This is a genomic window from Hafnia alvei (assembly GCF_900095695.1).
Taxonomy (GTDB): Bacteria; Pseudomonadota; Gammaproteobacteria; order Enterobacterales; family Enterobacteriaceae; genus Hafnia; species Hafnia alvei_B.
Genome location: NZ_FMIQ01000084.1, coordinates 39,937 through 60,159 on the forward strand (window position 1 = coordinate 39,937; position 20,223 = coordinate 60,159).

Below are 20,223 nucleotides of genomic sequence, written 5' to 3' on the forward strand. Positions count from 1 at the left end.
ATGACGAAACAACGAGATAAAGGGCCTGCGCGCCGTCGCTTTTTACGCGATGCGGTGCGCAGTGCGGGTGGATTAGCCGGGCTGACGTTGGTTCTGGGATTGCAACAAAAGCAATCACAGGCGCGTGATGGCTTAGCGTTGCGTCCACCGGGAGCCTTGCCGGACGGTGAGTTTGAGCGCGCCTGCATTCGCTGTGGGCAGTGCGTTCAGGCTTGTCCTTATGACACGCTGAAGTTAGCGACGCTGCTGTCGCCTTCTTCGGCAGGCACCCCTTATTTTGTTGCGAGACAAACGCCTTGTGAAATGTGTGAAGACATTCCTTGTGTGGTGGCTTGTCCGAGCGCGGCGCTCGATCCCAAACTGACCGACATCGATGATGCGCGGATGGGATTGGCGGTGCTACTCGATCATGAGAACTGCCTGAATTGGCAAGGCTTACGCTGTGATGTGTGTTACCGCGTCTGCCCATCGATTGATAAAGCCATCACGCTGGAGCTGCATCGCAACGAACGAACCGGCGTGCATGCGAAATTCTTGCCGACGGTTCACAGCGATGCTTGCACCGGCTGCGGAAAATGCGAGCAGGCCTGCGTACTGGATGAGGCGGCGATCAAAGTGTTGCCGCTCTCGATTGCACGCGGAGAGCTTGGAAAGCATTACCGTTTGGGATGGGAAGAGAAAGCGAAGGTTGGACACTCATTAGTTCCGTCCGGTACCCAGCTACCTTCACGTATGCCGCAGGGAGGTGAATGATGGCGAACAGTGCAAATCAGGCCGGTCTTGAAGCACGCCAACGTCACGGTATTATCCGCAGCCATCGCTGGCTGCTGCTACGCCGTTTAAGCCAACTGATGGTTTTGATGATGTTTTTATCAGGGCCGTGGTGGGGAATTTGGATTTTAAAAGGGAACTACAGCGGCAGTTTACTGCTAGAAACCGTTCCTTTGACCGATCCATTAATGATGTTGGAAAGCGTGTTTGCCGGGCACTGGCCAGCGCTAACGGCTTTGGCGGGAACATTGGTCGTGGTAGTGGCCTATTCGCTGATAGCCAGTCGCGCGTTTTGTGCCTGGGTTTGTCCGTTAAATCCAGTCACTGATTTAGCCGCGTGGATGCGGCGCAAGCTGAATATTCGCCAATCTGCGTCACTGCCACGGACCCTACGCTATGGCATTTTGCTGGCGGTGCTGGCGGGAAGTGCCATCAGTGGCACCTTGCTGTGGGAATGGCTGAATCCGGTAGCGCTGCTTGGGCGGAGCCTGATTTTCGGTGCTTTTGGCGGCCTTTGGCTGATTCTTGCGGTGTTCCTGTTTGACCTGTTGGTAACGGAGCATGGTTGGTGTGGCCACATTTGCCCGATGGGTGCGCTGTATGGCGTGATTGGTGCTAAAGCGGTTCTCCGTGTTAGCGCTGAACATCGAGAAAAATGCACGCGCTGTATGGACTGTTTTCACGTTTGTCCAGAGTCTCAGGTGTTACGTGAGCCTGTATTAAATAACGATCATAGCCCGCTGGTACTGAGCAAAGATTGCATCAGCTGCGGGCGTTGCATGGATGTGTGTGCCGAGCACGTATTCGAATTTAAGAACCGATTTCATCGTTCGGGAGCTAAAGAATGAAGAGCAATGTCCTGAAAAAGCACGCTTCGCTTTGGGCAATGTTACAGGCCGTCGTGCTGTCATTGTCTGTGGCTGGCGCCGTATATGCGGCCAGCGACGTCGATTTAAGCCAGTCACCGGAAGTTTCGGGAACGGCAGAAGGGCAGATCAAAATGCCTAAGCAGCAAGAGCGTATGGCGCTGAACTATGTAAACCAGCCGCCGATGATCCCGCATAGCGTAGACGGCTATCAGATCAGCAAAAATACCAACCGCTGCCTGCAATGCCACGGCGTTGAGCATTACCGTACCACCGGCGCACCGCGCATTAGCCCAACTCACTTTATGGATGCCAACGGCAAAGTGCTGGGAGAGGTGGCTCCACGTCGTTACTTCTGCCTGCAATGTCACGTACCACAAAGTGATGCACCACCGATTGTAGGTAATAGCTTCCAGCCCGCACCGGGCTTTGGGCAGTAACAGGAGCCGCTATGCTGGATAATAAAGAAGTCAACAAGCCGACCGAGCAGAAAAAACCGGGCATGATTCGCCGCGTGTGGCAATGGTGGCGCCGTCCTAGCCGTTTGGCTTTGGGCACGCTGCTGCTGCTGGGTTTTGTCGCCGGGATTATTTTCTGGGGCGGATTCAATACAGGTATGGAAATGGCGAATACGGAAAAATTCTGTATCAGCTGCCATGAAATGCGCGACAACGTGTATCAGGAATATATGGATACCGTTCACTACACCAACCGCAGCGGTGTGCGTGCTACCTGTCCTGATTGCCATGTCCCACATGAGTGGGTGCCTAAAATTGTACGTAAAATCAAGGCGAGTAAAGAGCTGTATGCTAAAGCTTTTGGCCTGATTGATACGCCGCAAAAGTTTGAAGCACATCGCTTAGTCATGGCTGAAAACGAATGGGCGCGCATGAAAGCCAATGATTCTCAGGAGTGTCGTAACTGCCACAACTTTGAATACATGGATTTCACGGCACAGAAAACCGTAGCAGGAAAAATGCACGATCAAGCTATTCAGGACGGAAAAACCTGTATCGACTGTCATAAAGGGATAGCGCATAAGCTGCCTGATATGAAAGGGATCAAGAACGGGTTTTAAGCGTTCTATGGTGTTGGCATGAGATTAGGTATGTCCATGGGTTATGGCTGATTAACCGTATTTTGCCCGCTAATCCATACCGAGTTTTATCGCTATATCGGTGAAGGGGCGCTTTGGCGCCCCTCATTGTACGCCGGTGACTCGGTTTATCGGTGAATACCGTTGCGGCTAGGCGGACGAAACCTTATTCGGAATGCAGAATCCCCTCCCTCCTACATTGATGTCCCGCACTCGTTGGCGTAAATTGCTCCTTCCGCTCGAATCTCATGAGCCCCGCATTTGTAAGGGAGTTGTACTGCGTGAAAATTGAAATGATCAGCAACAAGGTGTTATCCGATCATTGGGCAGTCCTGCGTCAATACACCTATGATTTAACGCGACATAATGGCGGCACGGTGCGCCAAATGCGCGAGGTCTATGACCGCGGTAATGGCGCTACGTTGTTGCTGTATAGCGTAGAGAAAAAAACGGTCGTGCTTATTCGCCAGTTCCGTATTCCAACCTACCTTAACGGTAACCGCGACGGTCTGTTGATCGAAACCATCGCCGGCTTGCTGGATAACGATGCGCCGGAGGACTGTGTGCGTCGAGAAGCAATGGAAGAAACCGGTTTTGAAGTAGGCCAAGTGACTAAAGTGTTTGAGGCCTATATGTCGCCCGGCGGCGTAACCGAAATTATTCATTTCTTTGCTGCTCCGTACACCAATAGTCAAAAAGTGGCGGCTGGTGGTGGAATAGAAGATGAAGATATTGAAATCTTAGAGCTCCCTTTCCAGCAGGCCCTCGAGATGATTAAGAGCGGTGAAATTAAAGATGGTAAAACCATCATGCTGTTGCAGTACGCCCAAATTCAGGGCTGGATGAATTAATCTGCTTATGGCCTAGCGTGAACACGATGGGCCACCCTTTCTGTATACCCTCCTGATATGTCCTGTTAGTTTCCTAGCTATGAGCAAATTGTTGCGATAAATAACACTTTTTGTTTTGTTGTTTATGGCGTGCTTCATAGATTAAGTTGTTTTGCTCACTATACTGGTGGGGTTTCCTTTGCGTTAAACACCGATGAAATAAAGTAAAAAAGGACCCTACGATGGACGAACAATTAAAACAAAGTGCGCTTGATTTCCACGAGTTCCCAATCCCAGGCAAAATTCAGGTCGTGCCGACCAAACCCCTCGCTACACAACGTGATTTAGCCTTAGCCTACTCTCCGGGCGTGGCAGCACCTTGTTTGGAGATCGCCGCCGATCCGCTCGCTGCCTATAAATACACCGCGCGTGGAAACTTAGTGGCCGTTATCTCTAACGGTACGGCGGTGCTTGGTTTGGGCAACATTGGTGCCTTAGCGGGTAAGCCCGTTATGGAAGGCAAGGGCGTTTTGTTTAAAAAATTTGCGGGTATTGACGTCTTCGATATCGAAGTTGATGAGCTTGATCCTGATAAGTTGATCGACGTGGTCGCCGCGCTGGAACCCACTTTTGGTGGGATTAACCTTGAAGATATCAAAGCGCCCGAGTGTTTCTACATTGAGAAGAAACTGCGTGAGCGCATGAAGATCCCCGTCTTCCATGACGATCAGCACGGAACCGCTATCATCTGTACTGCTGCCGTGCTGAACGGTTTACGCGTGGTGAAAAAACAGATTAGCGATGTGCGTCTGGTCGTTTCTGGAGCGGGTGCGTCGGCAATTGCCTGCTTAAATCTGCTGGTGGCATTAGGGCTCAAGCGCGAAAACATCACGGCCTGTGACTCCAAAGGGGTGATCTATCAAGGTCGTGAAGAGAATATGGCCGAAAGCAAACAGGCCTATGCGATCAAAGATAATGGCTGGCGCACGCTTGCGGATGCGATCCCCAATGCGGATATTTTCCTCGGTTGCTCTGGTCCTGGTGTGATGACGCAAGACATGGTGAAAACCATGGCACGCGATCCGCTGATTTTAGCGTTGGCTAACCCTGAGCCAGAAATTTTACCGCCGCTGGCTAAGGCCGTTCGACCTGATGCGATCATCTGTACAGGGCGTTCCGACTTCCCTAATCAGGTTAACAACGTACTGTGTTTTCCGTTCATTTTCCGTGGCGCATTAGACGTTGGCGCCACCACCATTAATGAAGAGATGAAGCTGGCCTGTGTGCATGCGATTGCTGATTTAGCATTGGCGGAGCAGAGCGACGTTGTGGCTTCTGCCTATGGCGATCAGGATCTCTCTTTTGGCCCTGAATACATTATTCCAAAACCGTTCGATCCTCGCCTGATTGTGAAAATCGCCCCAGCCGTCGCGAAAGCCGCGATGGATTCCGGCGTAGCGACGCGGCCCATTGAAGACTTTGATGCTTACATCGAGCATTTGACCGAGTTCGTCTATAAAACCAACCTGTTTATGAAGCCCATTTTCTCTCAGGCAAAAAAAGAGAAAAAACGCGTAGTGCTGGCCGAAGGTGAAGAAGAACGCGTGTTGCACGCAACCCAAGAGCTGGTCACGCTGGGCATTGCGTCACCGATTCTGGTTGGCCGTCCTGACGTAATCGAAATGCGTTTGAAAAAACTAGGTCTGCACATTGAAGCAGGTAAAGATTTTGAGATCGTGAATAACGAGTCCGATCCGCGCTTCAACGAATACTGGCGTGAATACTACGAGATCATGAAGCGTCGCGGCGTTTCCCAAGAACAGGCACGTCGTGCGGTGATTGGCAACCCAACCCTGATTGCGGCCATCATGCTGCAACGCGGTGAGGCCGACGCTATGATCTGCGGCACTATCGGTAATTATCACGAGCATTATGAAGTGGTACACAACGTATTTGGTTTCCGTGAGGGCGCACACGTGGCGGGTGCCATGAACGCGTTGCTGCTGCCAAGCGGTAATACCTTCATTGCTGATACCTACGTCAACGACGACCCAACCGCTGAACAGCTGGCTGAAATTACCCTCATGGCGGCGGAAACGGTGCGCCGCTTTGGTATTGAGCCGAAAGTTGCGTTGCTATCGCACTCCAGTTTTGGGGCATCAGACTGTCCTGCCGCACGTAAAATGCGTCGTACGCTAGAATTAGTGAATGCCGCAGCGCCTGAGCTTGAGATCGACGGCGAAATGCACGGCGACGCGGCGCTGGTCGAAAGCATCCGTAATGATGTCATGCCAGACAGCCCGCTCAAGGGCGCTGCCAACATTTTAATCATGCCAAATATGGAGGCTGCACGTATCAGCTATAACCTGTTGCGCGTTTCTTCTTCTGAGGGGGTTACCGTTGGGCCGGTATTGATGGGCGTCAGCAAGCCCGTGCATATTTTGACCTCGATAGCCTCTGTGCGCCGCATCGTTAATATGGTGGCGTTATCCGTGGTAGAAGCGCAAACGCAACCGCTGTAAAAGCGGTTATTGTTGGGTTTTCTAATGCCGCCTACGCGTGTGGGCGGCATTTCAATCGCTGAGGGCATTGCTATGTTGATTGCAAAAATTAACGATAACTCACCCTATATCCCACAAATAGCCGCATTGCTGCATTGGGAATGGTCAAGCCTACCGCGTTGGAGTACTCAGGAAGGTATTCAGCAGCGCTTTATCATGCGTAATCAGCCAGACAGTGAAGAGTTCACCTTGGTGGCCTACGTTGAAGACGGTCAGTTGCTGGGCACTGCTAGCGTGATTGTCCATGAATTGGACGATCGCCCCGAGCGTAAATTCTGGCTCGGCGAAGTGTTTACCCCTCCAGAGCACCGTGGCAAAGGCGTTGGCTCTGCACTCACCAGAGCCTGTGTGGCCCTCGCTCAAGAGAAAGGCATTAAGCAGCTATACCTCTATACACCCGATCAGCAGAGCCTGTACCAGAAATTGGGATGGCAAGAAATTGAGAAACGCGAAGTCTCAGGTGAATGGGTTTCTGTGATGAGTCTCAACATCGACTGATTAACCTACCGCTGCCGGTGAATGCTATATGACAATGATTATCATTAAGTTTAAACTAGATTGAAACTTAATGGACTCAAAGGTTATGGCATGAAAAAGATTGGACTACTGGCGGCGGCTTTCCTGCTAAGCGCTTGCGGAATTAGCCAGCACGCCCAGACGATCGGCGCGGTACCGCAAGACAATATCGTCGATCTACACACCGGACAAAAACTCACCCCGCAACAGCTGCTCGCTAAGCTGAGCGTTCAGCCTCGCGTCATCGTTGGCGAAAAGCACGACAATTTACAACATCACCAAATTGAGCAGTGGTTGGTTGAGCAACTTCCGCGTCAGCGCACGCAGGGCAGCGTATTAATGGAAATGATTACGCCGAACCAACAAGAAAAAGTGAACGCGGTGAAAGATCGGTTCAAACAGGGTAAATCGTTGACCGGTCAGCAGATTACAGAACAAACGGCATGGCAGAAAGGGTGGAAGTGGGATCTCTACTCTGGCGTTGCCACCGCTGCGCTACAAGGGCCATATCCACTGCTGTCAGCGAATCTTGATCGCAGCGAAATCAAAAAATTCTACGAGCACCCACTTCCTGTTACCGGTGCGCTAAGCACTCAGCCTTCTGTGCGAGCAGCCATCACGAAAACGATCGAAGAGTCTCACGGTGGTCAATTGGAGCCTAAACAGGCCGAGGCCATGTTGGCTATTCAGCAGCAACGTGACCGCCGTATGGCAGAAAGCTTGCTTGCCGCGCCAACGCCAGCGCTGCTCATCGTGGGGGGCTATCATGCTAATCGAGCCCTAGGGGTTCCTCTGCACATCGAAGATATTGCGCCGATGACAGAGCTAACGGTGCTGATGCTGGCGGAGAAGGGCGTTAAGGTGGATAAAAGTAACGCAGATTTTGTGTGGTATACGGAGAAAGCTAAGCCATAGTTGTGGTCTGCTGTTTATGGTCTGTTGGTTTCATATTCAGCTCATCTATTGATACTGCGTTACATTCAGACCTTTCTTTGTGAAGGCGTACGGGTTAGAAGGCTGTGTATTCACAATCGTTGCCCCTAACACGCACGCCTGCACCGTATTGATGAAAACCTCGGTACTCTAGGCGTACGGAGCTTTACACCCATGCACGATAGGAAACAGGCGTATGGAATATGATCCTGAACCTAATTTATCTCTGAACCTCAAAAACTATCCCAATTCTCACCATTATCATCGGCAATTGCTTTCAGTTTTGGCGCTGCTACCGTTTGTGGCTGTGTACGAATTTTCTCTGGCGCAGGTGCAGATGTGGAAAGTTTGAAGACGGCGACTGTTTGATTCAAACGATCGGCCTGATCTTCGAGCGCGCTGGCAGCGGAAGCGGATTGTTCAACCAATGCCGCATTCTGCTGGGTGACCTTATCCATTTCATTTACGGCCTGTGCGATCTGGGTGATGCCGCGGCTTTGTTCTTCGGAGGCGCTGGAGATTTCTTGCATGGTTTCGGTGACTTGGCCAATGGCGGTCACTATTTCCGTCATGGCACCACTGACATTTTCAACCAAATCATTGCCCTGATCGACGCGCAAGACGGATGCATCAATTAGGGTCTTAATCTCTTTAGCTGCCTGAGCGCTTCGCTGCGCTAAACTACGCACCTCACCTGCCACCACGGCGAAGCCACGGCCTTGTTCGCCAGCACGAGCTGCCTCAACGGCAGCATTCAGCGCTAGGATATTGGTTTGGAAAGCGATCCCATCAATGACGCTGGTGATATCACCAATTTTGCGAGAGCTATCGGCAATATCACTCATGGTGACCACCATTTTACGCGTGATCTCACCGCCGTTAACGGCGCTGTTTGAGGCACGTTTTACCAATGATGTTGCTGCATTTGCACTGTCTGCGTTGTTTTTTACCGTAGCAGAAAGCTGTTCCATGCTGGCTGCGGTTTCTTCAAGCGAGCTCGCCTGTTCTTCGGTGCGACTGGAGAGATCGCTGTTACCTGCCGCAATTTCCTGCACGCCGGTGTAAATATTCTGAGTGCCTGCACGCACCGCGCTGACCGTATTCGCCAGCTCATCGCGCATGTGCTTCAATCCCTGCATCAGTTTGCCAATTTCGTTGTTGCCATTGGCATCAATTTCAATCGATAAATCGCCGTGCGCAATGGCGGCTTGATAGTTGATGACCTGATTGATTTTATTCAGCACATATTTTCTTATCCACACCAAAACCGCACCGGTTAGGACAATAAATACAAACATAAAGGAGAGCGAAAGCGGCAGCATTTGGCGGTAGCTGGCCTGAGCCGCGTTGGCCGCCGGGGTAATAATAGAATTGGCTACATAGGCTGACGTGTCATCCAGCGCAGACATAAAATGCGTGGATGAGCTGTTGTGCATAATAGACTGGAATTTAACCAGATCGTTATTTTCTAAGCTGATAATCAATTGCAGCAGATCGCCGCGCGCTCTTTCATAGAGGGATTTTACATTTTTAGTGCGCTCAATTTCATTTTGATTTGCTTGAGAGAGTTGATAAAACTTCTCCATCTGCTGATCGACTTCGGTCAGGTTTTGGCGTAATTCACCGAGTGATTGTCGCGCTTTGGCATCTTCCGGCTGTGTGGCGAGCATCAGCGCGTCTTTGAGCACCTCTTCACGGATCTCGGTAACTGAAGCATAGGCATTATCCATTGCCATGATTTGGTTAAAGCCGGAGGAGATTTGCGTGAGCCGGTCATTGGTGCCCGAGGCATCGAGAATGCTCCAAGAGCCGGAGAAAATTTGAATAATGCAGAATAGGGCTAAGACGCCCATTAATCCCTGAGAGATGTTTAATCGTTCGAACATAGATAGCACAACCTAAAATTTAATCAGATGCAATAGAACAAATAACGTTGTCATTGCCGTGGGAAGTGCTCTTTGTTTTCGGCTGAAATGCTAAAAACTTTAGCTAATAAATAAACCTGATACTTAAAATAGATGATATAAAGCTTTTGTTAACCTAATTGAATCAATTAAAACATAATAATAACATTATGGCGTTTTTATATTTTCATCTTTGATGTGTGAATTTAGTAGAAAATGATAAATGAGTTTGTTAATTATTTTATTAGTAGGAATAACTTTATAAAATCAAATTAGCCCACATAAAATGTAGGCTTTGAAAACAAGAAAAAGCTGAAGTAGTCTTAATTCTAAAGGAACATTCCCCCCGAAGCCTCAATGCGCTGGCCATTAATCCAGCCCGCCTCATCAGACAACAGCATGGTTACCGCTTTGCCAATATCTTCAGGTAAGCCAACTCGCCCCAAGGCAGTTTGTGAGGCGATAAAGTCGTTAACCTGCTGGTTATCACGCACCACGCCACCGCCAAAATCTGTCTCGATAGCGCCCGGAGCGAGAATATTTACGCTAATGCCACGCGCCCCAAGCTCTTTTGCTTGATAGCGAGTAAGCACTTCCATTGCACCTTTCATCGCCGCATAGGCTGCAAAACCAGGCAGGACAAATCGGCTTAACCCAGTGGAAATATTAATAATTCGCCCCCCGTCTACCATGATTGGCAGCAGAGTCTGAGTGAGAAAGAATGGTCCTTTAAGCTGTATATTCATGAGTTGATCGAACTGTTCTTCGCTGGTTTCAGCGAAGGGCGCATTGATGCCAATACCTGCATTATTAACCAAGAAATCGAAATCGTTGCGCCCCCATTTTTGTCTTAATACCTGTTCCAACGCGGTGCGAAAGTGGGCAAAGGAACTGGCTTGGCTGACATCTAAAGGCAATGCGGCTGCTTTTGCACCAGCCTGTTCAATCTGCTTCACTACGTCATTAGCTTCATTTTGTTGGCTGCGGTAGGTTACGATCACATCGACCCCTTGCGCTGCAAGATGCAGCGCCATGCTTTTACCTAAGCCACGGCTTGCGCCGGTAATCAGTGCAATTTTACTACCCATGTTGGTAACCTCTAGTGTTGATAAGCACGCGTGTTGGGCACCGCCGATGCAGGCCATATCAGTAAGCATATTGTTTGTTTTAAATGAAATAAACGTGCTAAATATGACAACACTGTTCATAAAACAAGAATAATCAAAAATGGATAAAATCACGGCGATGCAGGTGTTTATCAGCGTAGCCGAACTTTCTAGCTTTAGTCGTACAGCCGATCGGATGGGATTGCCGAAGGGATCGGTGTCAGGGGCGATCCAGCAGCTTGAAAATCATTTTGGCACCCAGCTTCTACATCGTACAACGCGTAAGGTGACGCTGACGCAAGATGGGCTGCGGTGCTATGTAAGATGCCAAGACTTGCTGGCAGAAATCGAAGAGCTTGAGGGTATGTTTCGCACCTCGAACGCGCCGCTCTCTGGTCGTCTACGCGTTGATATGCCCAGTGGATTAGCCAAAATTGTGGTACAGCAGGGGCTAGCGGTTTTTTTATCTACTCATCCCAGTCTTGAATTAGAGTTGAGCAGCAGCGACAGACGGGTGGATTTAATTCAAGAAGGTTTTGACTGCGTGGTGAGAGTGGGGACATTGCAAGACTCCGGCCTAATTGCGCGCCCTTTAGGTCAGCTACAGATGGTGAATTGTGCCAGCCCAAGCTACTTAGAAAAGTATGGCTGTCCGCAAACGCCAGCGGATTTGCAGCGCCATCACATGATCCATTACCAAAGCGCTCAAGGTGCTCCCCGCGATAAGTTTACCTACGCTATGCCGCAGGGTGATATTCAGACGGTTGATATGCAAGGTGCGCTAACGGTGAATAGCACTGAATCTTATTCGGCGGCCTGCATTGCGGGCTTAGGTATTATTCAGGTGCCGGTTATTGGTGTGCGAGAGGCTTTGCAAACGGGGGTATTAGTTTCAATCCTTGAACACCTACCGGCCCCCGCTATGCCCGTTTCTTTGCTTTACCCACATCGCCGTAACTTAGCTATGCGGGTACAGGTTTTTATGGATTGGATGTCGGATGTGATCCGTAAACAGTATGTCGAATAATATTAAAGGCTAAGATTTTTCATATTGATACATAAATTTAATCAGCTCGCTTTCGAGTATTTTTTCACGCCACCAACGAGAGGCTACGCCTTCTGAAGCGTTGTTCCATCCTAAATAAGCCAGATCTTTCTGCCTGCTTGAAGTGGTTTGTTTAGCGACTAACGTTCCCGTTTTCAAGTAAGGTTCGACAATATGCCGTGGCATAAATCCGCATCCTAAACCTGAAACGAGCGCTAGCAATTTATTATGGAAATCATAAACCACCATACGTTCCTGCTCTTGCAAATAGTTAGTGGCTTGCCCGGTGCTGAATCGAGCGGTATCACCGATAACGATTGCGCGGTGGGTGCAGATTAGGCGTGGATCGAGCGGCTCATCCGCGGTGGCCAAGGGATGAGAAGGCGATACAACAAACACGTTCTCTAACATGCCTAACATTTGATATGAGAATTCCGTGGAGGTCGGGGGTTCGTTGATGGCGCCCAAAATAATATCAGCGTCGTTTTGAGTCAGCTGTTCCCATGAGCCGGAAAGAGTATGGTGGGTAAATCTAAGCTGGGTCAGGCAATTGAGCTGATAAAATTCCTCAATCATTGGCAGTAGTAGATGAAAAGGAAATGAGCCATCAAGCGCAATAGTGAGCTCTTTTTCCCAGCCAGATTCGATCTGGACGGCCTGCTTTTCTAACTCACGAGCGGCACTCAGTAAAATCCTGCCTTTTTCTAATACTATTTTGCCCGTATCGGTGAACTTTGCTCTATGGCCCGATCGATCTAATAGTTTGATACTTAGGTCATTCTCAAATTTCTGCACCATATAACTCAGTGCTGCGGGTGTTTTAAAAAGCGACTCGGCTGCTGCAGCAAAACTTCCATGTTTTTCCAGTGCATCAAGAATCAGTAGAACATCCAAATTTACGCGCATCGTAACCTTCTAATTTTAAGAAATAAAATTTACTCATAGTGTACGGTGTTGGTCGTTTTCTTTGTTTAGGAATATCTTTGCTTAAAGATAATATTAGGAAAATTCTTTAATCTGTCATGAATATATAAAATCATTAATATTGCGAACGTTACCAATATATTACTGACAGGTATAGGCGATTATTCTGTTTCCTCATCAAATTAAGATATATCGAAACTTGGCGTGAAGCAATAATCTCTACAATACTGTTAGCGCGGTAATAATAAATAAGAATTTACGCAACATAAAATAACTTAATAAGTCGTTAAAAATTTCCAGCTATCAACTAATTCAATGAATACCTAGCATGTTGCCCGTTCATCACAGGTACGAAAGTATTATTCAACTAAGTAAAAATTAAGGATATTACATGTCAATTCGTGAATTGCTCGATCCAAAGAACTCAACACTGATTTTTATCGACCATCAGCCGCAGATGTCTTTTGGGGTGGCGAATATTGACCGTCAAACCTTGAAGAATAACACCGTTGCATTAGCAAAAGCCGGTAAGATTTTTAATGTTCCGACTATTTACACCTCTGTTGAAACTAAAAGCTTCAGTGGTTATATCTGGCCAGAACTGTTGGCCGTTCATCCTGAGATTGCTCCTATCGAACGTACTTCCATGAATTCATGGGAAGACAAAGCTTTTGTTGCCGCAGTGAAAGCGACCGGTCGCAAAAAATTAGTTATCTCTGCGCTGTGGACCGAAGTGTGTTTGACTTTCCCTGCGCTGATGGCGTTGGAAGAAGGTTTTGAAGTTTACGTGGTGACTGATACCTCAGGCGGTACTTCCGTTGACGCGCATGAACGTTCTATTGACCGCATGGTTCAAGCCGGCGCGGTTCCTGTGACTTGGCAGCAAGTCCTGTTGGAGTACCAGCGTGACTGGGCGCGTAAAGAAACCTATGACGCAGTCATGGATTTAGTGCGTGAACATAGCGGCGCTTACGGTATGGGCGTTGATTACGCTTACACCTTGGTGCACGGTGCACCGCAGCGTAAAGCTTAAACTTTAGATTGCTCTGGGGCGGGGTTTTCCCGCCTCAATCACTTCCGTTTTTCCAATCAGGATGCCCCAGCATGGCAGCAACCAATACAGTAACCTTGGTTATTACACATAATCTGCAACCTAATCAGGCAATAGCTTATGAGGCATGGCTCGCCCGCATCATGCCTGCTGCCCAGCAATTTCCGGGGCATCTTGGTGTACATGTGATTCGGCCAACGGCGGGAAGCGAAGCCTATAACATCGTGATCCGCTTCGATACGCTGGATAATCTTTACGCGTGGACCAACTCCGAACTGCGTAAAAAGTTGGTGGCAGAAATCCAGCCGATCCTCGCGCAAGAAGAACACTATGAAGTTCGTACCGAGCCAGAATTTTGGTTCACGCCAAGCACTCCTACGGTTAAACGCCCGCAAAAATGGAAACAGTTTCTTATTACGCTACTGGTGATCTTTCCTAGTACTAATTTGGTGCCGTGGATAACCGGAATGTTATTGCCCGGGCTTAAAGGTACGTTACTGCTGCATTTTATCAATGACGCCTGCGTCGTTGGGCTGGTGGTGTTTATGTGGATGCCGTTGGTTACACGCATATTTGCTGGCTGGCTGAAGAAATAGTCAACCTAGGTGATAGGAGTACGACTTATGTCTCAAAATGCTTCACTGATACTCACTAACGGTCAGTTTCATACCCTCGATCGAGAAAATCCGCTGGCTGACGCGGTGGCGATCAAAGAGGGTAAAATTCTGGCCGTTGGCACAACCGCCTATGTAATGGGCTTTGCCGGTGAAGGTACACAGCTGGTTGATTTAAAAGGCCATACGGTGATCCCCGGCCTGAATGATTCCCACCTGCACCTGATTCGTGGCGGCCTTAACTACAATCTGGAACTGCGTTGGGAAGGCGTGCCGTCTTTAGCCGATGCATTGCGTATGCTGAAAGATCAGGCGGATAGAACGCCATCGCCACAGTGGGTTCGCGTCGTTGGTGGTTGGACTGAGTTTCAGTTCGCCGAACGCCGGATGCCAACGATTGAAGAATTGAACGAAGCTGCGCCGGATACGCCTGTATTTGTGCTGCATCTTTACGATCGCGCATTGTTAAATCGTGCAGCATTGAAAGCGGTAGGTTACACCAAAGACACGCCAAATCCGGCCGGTGGTGAAATCGTTCGCGATGCTAAAGGCAACCCTACGGGGATGCTGCTCGCCAAACCCAATGCCATGATCCTGTATGCAACGCTGGCTAAGGGGCCAAAGCTTCCGCTAGAAATGCAGGTGAACTCGACCCGTCAGTTTATGCGTGAGCTAAACCGTCTGGGTGTAACCAGCGCCATTGATGCAGGCGGTGGTTTCCAAAACTATCCTGAAGATTACGAAATTATTCAGCAGCTGCACGATGAAAAGCAGATGACGGTGCGTATCGCCTATAACCTTTTCACGCAGCGCCCTAAGCAAGAGCTGGAAGATTTCCAGAAATGGACCGACATGCTAACGCCGGGGCAGGGCACCGATTTCTATCGTGCCAACGGTGCCGGTGAAATGTTGGTGTTTTCTGCCGCTGACTTCGAAGATTTTCTCCAGCCGCGCCCTGATTTACCTGAAGGTATGGAAGACGAATTGGAGCGAGTGGTGCGCCATTTGGTGGAAAACCGCTGGCCGTTCCGCCTACACGCCACCTATAACGAATCGATTTCGCGCATGCTTAACGTATTCGAGAAAGTGAATCGTGAAATTCCCTTCAATGGTTTGCATTGGATCTTCGACCACGCTGAAACCATCACCGAGCAAAATATTGAGCGTGTTAAAGCGTTGGGCGGTGGGATTGCGGTTCAACATCGTATGGCGTTCCAAGGCGAATACTATGTTGAGCGTTATGGCAAAGACGCGGTGAAACAGACTCCACCGATCCAAAAAATGTTGGAGATGGGGGTGCCGGTAGGTATGGGAACCGACGCCACGCGCGTTGCCAGCTATAACCCATGGACTGCGCTGTATTGGTTAGTTTCTGGCCGCACGGTTGGCGGTATGGCGATGTACGACGATAACAATCGTCTACCACGCGACGTGGCTTTGGATCTATGGACTGCGGGTAGCGCATGGTTCTCTAACGAACAGGGCAAAAAAGGCCATATCAAAGCAGGACAGTTGGCGGATATGGTTGTGCTGTCACAAGATTTCTTCAGCGTACCGGAAGAGGCTATTAAAGGTATCGAATCTGTGATGACGATTGTGGATGGCAAAGTGGTGTATGCCGCGGGTGCGTTTACACCGTTGGCACCGCCATCCATTCCAGTAGTACCGGACTGGTCACCGGTGGTTAAGGTTCCGGGTCATTACCGTTCTGCTCCACCTGTTGAGAATAAAGCCGGCGTTTTGGCTCAAATGCATCAGTGCTGCGGTTCTTGCGGTGTGCATGGGCATTCACATGATAAAGCACGTAAATCTGCAATTCCTGTGTCGGATGAGCAGGCATTTTGGGGCGTTTTAGGTTGCTCTTGTTTCTCATTCTGATTTCAGTGAGTTGGCCTATGGCCGTTTGAAAACGATGAGTTGTTTGTTTATGGGCGCTGGATTATTCCAGCGCTTTTTTATTGCCTGTCAAAACAGAATTCCCTTTACTCATAGGGGCGATAAAAACGCCAACTTATGGCATAATGTGCCCAAAATCACATTTCTTAAGAGTACTAGTCTTGTTAATCAGCAATAACATCACGATGCAGTTCGGCAGTAAGCCGTTGTTTGAAAACATTTCTGTCAAATTTGGCGGCGGAAATCGCTATGGTCTTATCGGGGCAAACGGCTGTGGTAAATCCACGCTGATGAAAATCCTCGGCGGCGATTTAGTGCCAAGCGGCGGTAACGTGTTCCTCGATCCGAACGAACGTTTGGGTAAACTGCGTCAGGATCAGTTCGCATTCGAAAACTACACCGTTATCGATACCGTTATCATGGGCCACACCGAACTGTGGGACGTGAAGGCCGAACGCGATCGCATCTATTCGCTGCCAGAAATGACGGAAGAAGAAGGCTATAAAGTGGCCGATCTGGAAGTCGTCTATGGCGAGATGGATGGATACAGCGCCGAGTCGCGTGCGGGCGAGTTATTGCTGGGCGTGGGTATCCCCGTTGAGCAACACTATGGCTTGATGAGTGAAATCGCGCCAGGTTGGAAACTGCGTGTTTTGCTGGCGCAGGCGCTGTTTTCAAACCCAGACATTCTGCTGCTCGACGAACCAACCAACAACTTGGACATCGATACTATTCGTTGGCTGGAAACCGTGCTGAACGAACGTAACAGCACCATGATTATCATCTCCCATGACCGTCACTTCCTGAATATGGTGTGCACGCACATGGCTGACTTGGATTACGGCGAGCTGCGCGTTTATCCGGGCAACTACGATGAATACATGACGGCGGCAACGCAGGCACGCGAGCGTTTGATGTCTGATAACGCGAAAAAGAAAGCACAGATTTCTGAGCTGCAGTCGTTTGTTAGCCGCTTTAGTGCGAACGCCTCAAAATCTAAGCAGGCAACTTCACGTGCTCGCCAGATTGATAAAATTAAGCTGGATGAAGTTAAAGCGTCTAGCCGTCAGAACCCGTTCATTCGCTTCGAACAGGATAAAAAACTGTTCCGTAACGCGTTGGAAATTGATGGTTTAAGCAAAGGCTTTGATAATGGCCCGCTGTTCAAAAATCTGCGCATGTTGCTGGAAGTGGGCGACAAGCTGGCCGTTCTGGGGACTAACGGCGTGGGTAAAACCACGCTGCTGAAAACCTTAGTGGGCGAGCTTGAACCAGATACCGGCTTTGCGAAATGGTCTGAAAACGCCAACATCGGTTACTACGCGCAGGATCATGAAAGCGAATTTGCTGAAGATTTAACCCTGTTTGATTGGATGAGCCAGTGGAAACAGCCAAGCGACGACGAGCAGGTTGTTCGCGGTTATCTTGGACGTTTACTGTTCAGCCAAGACGATATTAAAAAGTCAGTTAAAGTGCTGTCCGGTGGTGAAAAAGGCCGTATGTTGTTTGGTAAGCTGATGATGCAGCGTCCAAATATCTTGGTTATGGATGAACCAACGAACCACATGGATATGGAATCTATCGAAGCGCTAAACATGGCTCTGGAAATGTATGAAGGCACATTGGTCTTCGTTTCCCATGACCGCGAATTTGTTAGCTCTCTGGCGACGCGTATTTTAGAAATTACGCCAACCAAGACAATTGATTTCTCTGGTAACTATGAAGATTATCTGCGCAGCCAAGGCGCTGAATAATTAATCATAAATTACGTTCGCTGAATTAATTAGGCTGTGCCGTTTACGGTGCAGCCTTTTTTATGTCTAAGACAGCGCACATTAGTTTATTTAGCGTTTTCTTTTTTAATATAAAAACATGACTATATTGGTAAGATGAATTAATCAGAATTGACCTATAATGTCTTTTGTCACGTTATGCTAACGTAGCGGCATTAATATCATTATCTGTAAGTAGGGACATATTATGAACAAGGTTTCAGCTGTATTGGCTAGCTTATTATTGGCTTCTTCTGCCGGTGCTATTGCGGCTACCGCAGGCGCAAATGACGATCTCAGCAAACAGCCACTGGAAAAGGTTGCGCCTTATCCGCAAGCGGAAAAGGGCATGACCCGTCAGGTCATTTATTTACCGAAGCAGGAAAATGAGAATGACTTCAAAGTTGAGCTGCTGATCGGTAAAACAATGGATGTAGACTGCAACCGCCATATGATGGGCGGCAAACTGGAAAGCAAAACGCTGTCTGGTTGGGGCTATGATTACTTAGTGATGGAAAAAATTTCGGAGCCAGCCTCAACGATGATGGCTTGCCCTGATAACACCAAACATAGCCAGTTTGTTACGGCAAACTTGGGTGATTCCGCCATGCAGCGTTACAACAGCCGTTTGCCAATCGTGGTATATGTACCGCAGGGTGTTGATGTGAAATACCGTGTGTGGCAGGCAGAGACTAAAATTCAAGATTCTGTTAAGAAATAACGCATTATTTAATGATCAATAGTGCCGAGGAGAGAATATTTCTCCTTGGCACTGATATAAATAGGGCTGGTAGCGAATATTTGGCCTTATAGGGATCATCGTACATTTTAATTTTCATGCATTGTGGATGGTGCCTGCCTGAAGACTCCCGGCGAAGTTCCAAAACGTCGCTTGAAGGCGCGGGTAAAGGTTTGCTGGCTTTCAAAACCGTACTGCAGTGTTATATCCATAATTTTCTTATCCGTTCGTTTTAATTCCGCTGCGGCGCGCATCAATCGACGATGGCGAACATAAGACGCCAAGTTATCGCCTGTCACCTCTTTAAATAATCGCTGTAGATACCATTTTGAATATCCCGCCCGCTTGGCAATATCATCAATAACGATACGTTTATCTAAATTCTGTTCTATCCATTCAGACAGTGTTTCTACCAGTTGCTGATGTTGTCCTTTAGTACTCAATCTGGTCACCTTAGTCTGTGGCGTGGCACAAACAAAAAGATAATTTCACGAGTAATTAATACTACTGGACATAAAAATAAAAAGAATAGCTCACGGCTAAGAATAAATATTTTTTTGTAAAGTTATCTCAATAAAAAAATAGTAAATATACATTTGGTAAAAACTTGTGTGGATAATAAACAAGAAAGGAAGAATTATGAAATTTGTAAAGCGAGATATAAATTTTCTTGATTTCTAACAGTTATTAGTGAAAAGCAAACGATGACTTTATAAATTATTTGATATGAGACTCTAACATGCAAAAAAGGCTCCTGATAAGGAGCCTTTTGCTTTAAGCCGTTTTCGCATTAAGCAGAAGTGGCCAGCTTAGTGGCAAATCCGAGGAACAAAAGACCCACCATAGAATTACCCAGTTTGGCGAGGCGTTTCTTTTCGCTCAGGAAATGGGCCAGCGCAGCGCCGGAAAAGATCAACAGCGTCATGTAGCAGAAGCTAATCATTTCTAAAATGACCGCTAAAATCGCAAAGGAAATGCCGCTATGTGCATAGTTCATATCAATGAACTGTACGAAGAATGACACATAAAATAGAATCGCCTTAGGGTTGGTTAAGCTCAGCGTTAACGCCTTACGAAAAACATGCTCGGGTTCTTCGTGTGTTGAACTCTGGCTTTGGCCTTTTTTAGACAGCGTGCTGTACAGGATTTTCAATCCAAGATAGAGCAGATAGAGCGCGCCGAGCATTTTCACCAGCGAAAATAAAAATGGAGAAGAGCGGATCAGCGACGCGATGCCGATATAGGCGCAAAAGATTAAAACCGCATCACCGATAAAGACCGCTAGCGCGGCTTTATAACCTTCTTTAACGCCGCGTGTAATACCGGTTTTGAGTACAAACAGCGTATTCGGCCCCGGTACCATAATGATGAAAATCGCACCGAGAACGTACGTCCAGATATTGAGTACACCATAGCTCTCAAACACAACAACCTCACCTTTAATTCACGCTATTAATAAGTTGCGAATACAGGGCACATTGGCCCAAAAATCGATGGCGTATTGTACTCTTTTAAAAGGGTTTTGGCAGTATAGTGTGATCTGTATAACATTTAGTCACTGGAAGATAAAATGCGCAGTCTGTAATTTATGGTGAAACA

At 48.2% G+C, this 20,223-nt stretch carries 19 protein-coding genes; 14 read left to right on the forward strand and 5 right to left on the reverse strand.

What is annotated here, in order from left to right; genetic code table 11:
• The 8 genes from napG (at position 1) to BN1044_RS22480 (ending at position 7,555) form a co-directional block, all read left to right on the forward strand.
• On the forward strand, positions 1-753 hold the full coding sequence (gene napG, locus BN1044_RS22445) for a ferredoxin-type protein NapG (RefSeq protein ID WP_072310551.1): 753 nt from the start codon (positions 1-3) through the stop codon (positions 751-753).
• A complete protein-coding gene (napH, locus tag BN1044_RS22450) occupies positions 753-1,619 on the forward strand; it encodes a quinol dehydrogenase ferredoxin subunit NapH (protein WP_072310588.1) in 867 nt (288 codons plus the stop codon). Before napG ends, napH begins: the two co-directional genes overlap by 1 nt.
• 38 nt (positions 1,620-1,657) lie before the next feature.
• Entirely contained in the window at positions 1,658-2,077 is a 420-nt protein-coding gene (napB, locus tag BN1044_RS22455; RefSeq protein ID WP_247650364.1) for a nitrate reductase cytochrome c-type subunit, read from the forward strand.
• 11 nt (positions 2,078-2,088) lie between these two features.
• Entirely contained in the window at positions 2,089-2,715 is a 627-nt protein-coding gene (napC, locus tag BN1044_RS22460) for a cytochrome c-type protein NapC (RefSeq protein ID WP_072310553.1), read from the forward strand.
• Between the two features lie 266 nt (positions 2,716-2,981).
• Positions 2,982-3,584: a GDP-mannose pyrophosphatase NudK gene (gene nudK / locus BN1044_RS22465; RefSeq protein ID WP_072310554.1), complete on the forward strand. Its 603-nt coding sequence runs from the start codon at positions 2,982-2,984 to the stop codon at positions 3,582-3,584.
• 221 nt (positions 3,585-3,805) lie between these two features.
• Positions 3,806-6,085 (forward strand): NADP-dependent oxaloacetate-decarboxylating malate dehydrogenase, encoded by a 2,280-nt coding sequence (gene maeB, locus BN1044_RS22470; protein ID WP_072310555.1) that lies wholly within the window; start codon positions 3,806-3,808, stop codon positions 6,083-6,085.
• 24 nt (positions 6,086-6,109) lie between these two features.
• Positions 6,110-6,622, forward strand: a complete 513-nt coding sequence (locus BN1044_RS22475; RefSeq protein WP_247650361.1) for a GNAT family N-acetyltransferase — start codon at positions 6,110-6,112, stop codon at positions 6,620-6,622.
• A 90-nt stretch (positions 6,623-6,712) separates the two neighbouring features.
• The gene (locus BN1044_RS22480) at positions 6,713-7,555 is read left to right on the forward strand and encodes a ChaN family lipoprotein (RefSeq protein WP_072310556.1); all 843 of its coding nucleotides are present in this window, start codon (positions 6,713-6,715) and stop codon (positions 7,553-7,555) included.
• 251 nt (positions 7,556-7,806) lie between these two features.
• Here the strand turns inward: BN1044_RS22480 and BN1044_RS22485 are convergent, their stop codons facing one another.
• Both BN1044_RS22485 and BN1044_RS22490 read right to left on the reverse strand, forming a co-directional pair.
• Positions 7,807-9,459, reverse strand: a complete 1,653-nt coding sequence (locus BN1044_RS22485) for a methyl-accepting chemotaxis protein (RefSeq protein ID WP_072310557.1) — start codon at positions 9,457-9,459, stop codon at positions 7,807-7,809.
• Between the two features lie 347 nt (positions 9,460-9,806).
• A complete protein-coding gene (locus BN1044_RS22490) occupies positions 9,807-10,565 on the reverse strand; it encodes an SDR family NAD(P)-dependent oxidoreductase (RefSeq protein WP_072310590.1) in 759 nt (252 codons plus the stop codon).
• Between the two features lie 139 nt (positions 10,566-10,704).
• Between BN1044_RS22490 and BN1044_RS22495 the strand changes: the two genes are divergently transcribed.
• On the forward strand, positions 10,705-11,610 hold the full coding sequence (locus BN1044_RS22495; RefSeq protein ID WP_072310558.1) for a LysR family transcriptional regulator: 906 nt from the start codon (positions 10,705-10,707) through the stop codon (positions 11,608-11,610).
• Positions 11,611-11,619: 9 nt separating this feature from the next.
• Here the strand turns inward: BN1044_RS22495 and BN1044_RS22500 are convergent, their stop codons facing one another.
• Positions 11,620-12,534 (reverse strand): LysR family transcriptional regulator, encoded by a 915-nt coding sequence (locus BN1044_RS22500; protein WP_072310559.1) that lies wholly within the window; start codon positions 12,532-12,534, stop codon positions 11,620-11,622.
• 409 nt (positions 12,535-12,943) lie between these two features.
• Here BN1044_RS22500 and BN1044_RS22505 point away from each other — a divergent pair, with 409 nt between their 5' ends.
• From BN1044_RS22505 to eco, 5 genes are all read left to right on the forward strand, one after another.
• Positions 12,944-13,585, forward strand: a complete 642-nt coding sequence (locus tag BN1044_RS22505) for a hydrolase (protein WP_025797567.1) — start codon at positions 12,944-12,946, stop codon at positions 13,583-13,585.
• A gap of 71 nt (positions 13,586-13,656) precedes the next feature.
• Positions 13,657-14,199: an antibiotic biosynthesis monooxygenase gene (locus BN1044_RS22510; protein ID WP_040045525.1), complete on the forward strand. Its 543-nt coding sequence runs from the start codon at positions 13,657-13,659 to the stop codon at positions 14,197-14,199.
• A 27-nt stretch (positions 14,200-14,226) separates the two neighbouring features.
• A complete protein-coding gene (locus BN1044_RS22515) occupies positions 14,227-16,095 on the forward strand; it encodes an amidohydrolase (RefSeq protein WP_072310560.1) in 1,869 nt (622 codons plus the stop codon).
• Positions 16,096-16,274: 179 nt separating this feature from the next.
• Positions 16,275-17,867, forward strand: coding sequence for an ABC-F family ATPase (locus BN1044_RS22520; protein WP_072310561.1), 1,593 nt, complete (start codon positions 16,275-16,277; stop codon positions 17,865-17,867).
• Between the two features lie 226 nt (positions 17,868-18,093).
• Entirely contained in the window at positions 18,094-18,606 is a 513-nt protein-coding gene (gene eco / locus BN1044_RS22525; protein WP_072310562.1) for a serine protease inhibitor ecotin, read from the forward strand.
• A gap of 107 nt (positions 18,607-18,713) precedes the next feature.
• Here eco and BN1044_RS22530 read toward each other — a convergent pair whose 3' ends face one another.
• Both BN1044_RS22530 and leuE read right to left on the reverse strand, forming a co-directional pair.
• Entirely contained in the window at positions 18,714-19,067 is a 354-nt protein-coding gene (locus tag BN1044_RS22530) for a helix-turn-helix domain-containing protein (RefSeq protein ID WP_072310563.1), read from the reverse strand.
• A gap of 347 nt (positions 19,068-19,414) precedes the next feature.
• Positions 19,415-20,050, reverse strand: coding sequence for a leucine efflux protein LeuE (leuE, locus tag BN1044_RS22535; protein ID WP_072310564.1), 636 nt, complete (start codon positions 20,048-20,050; stop codon positions 19,415-19,417).
• Between the last annotated feature and the right edge of the window lie 173 nt (positions 20,051-20,223).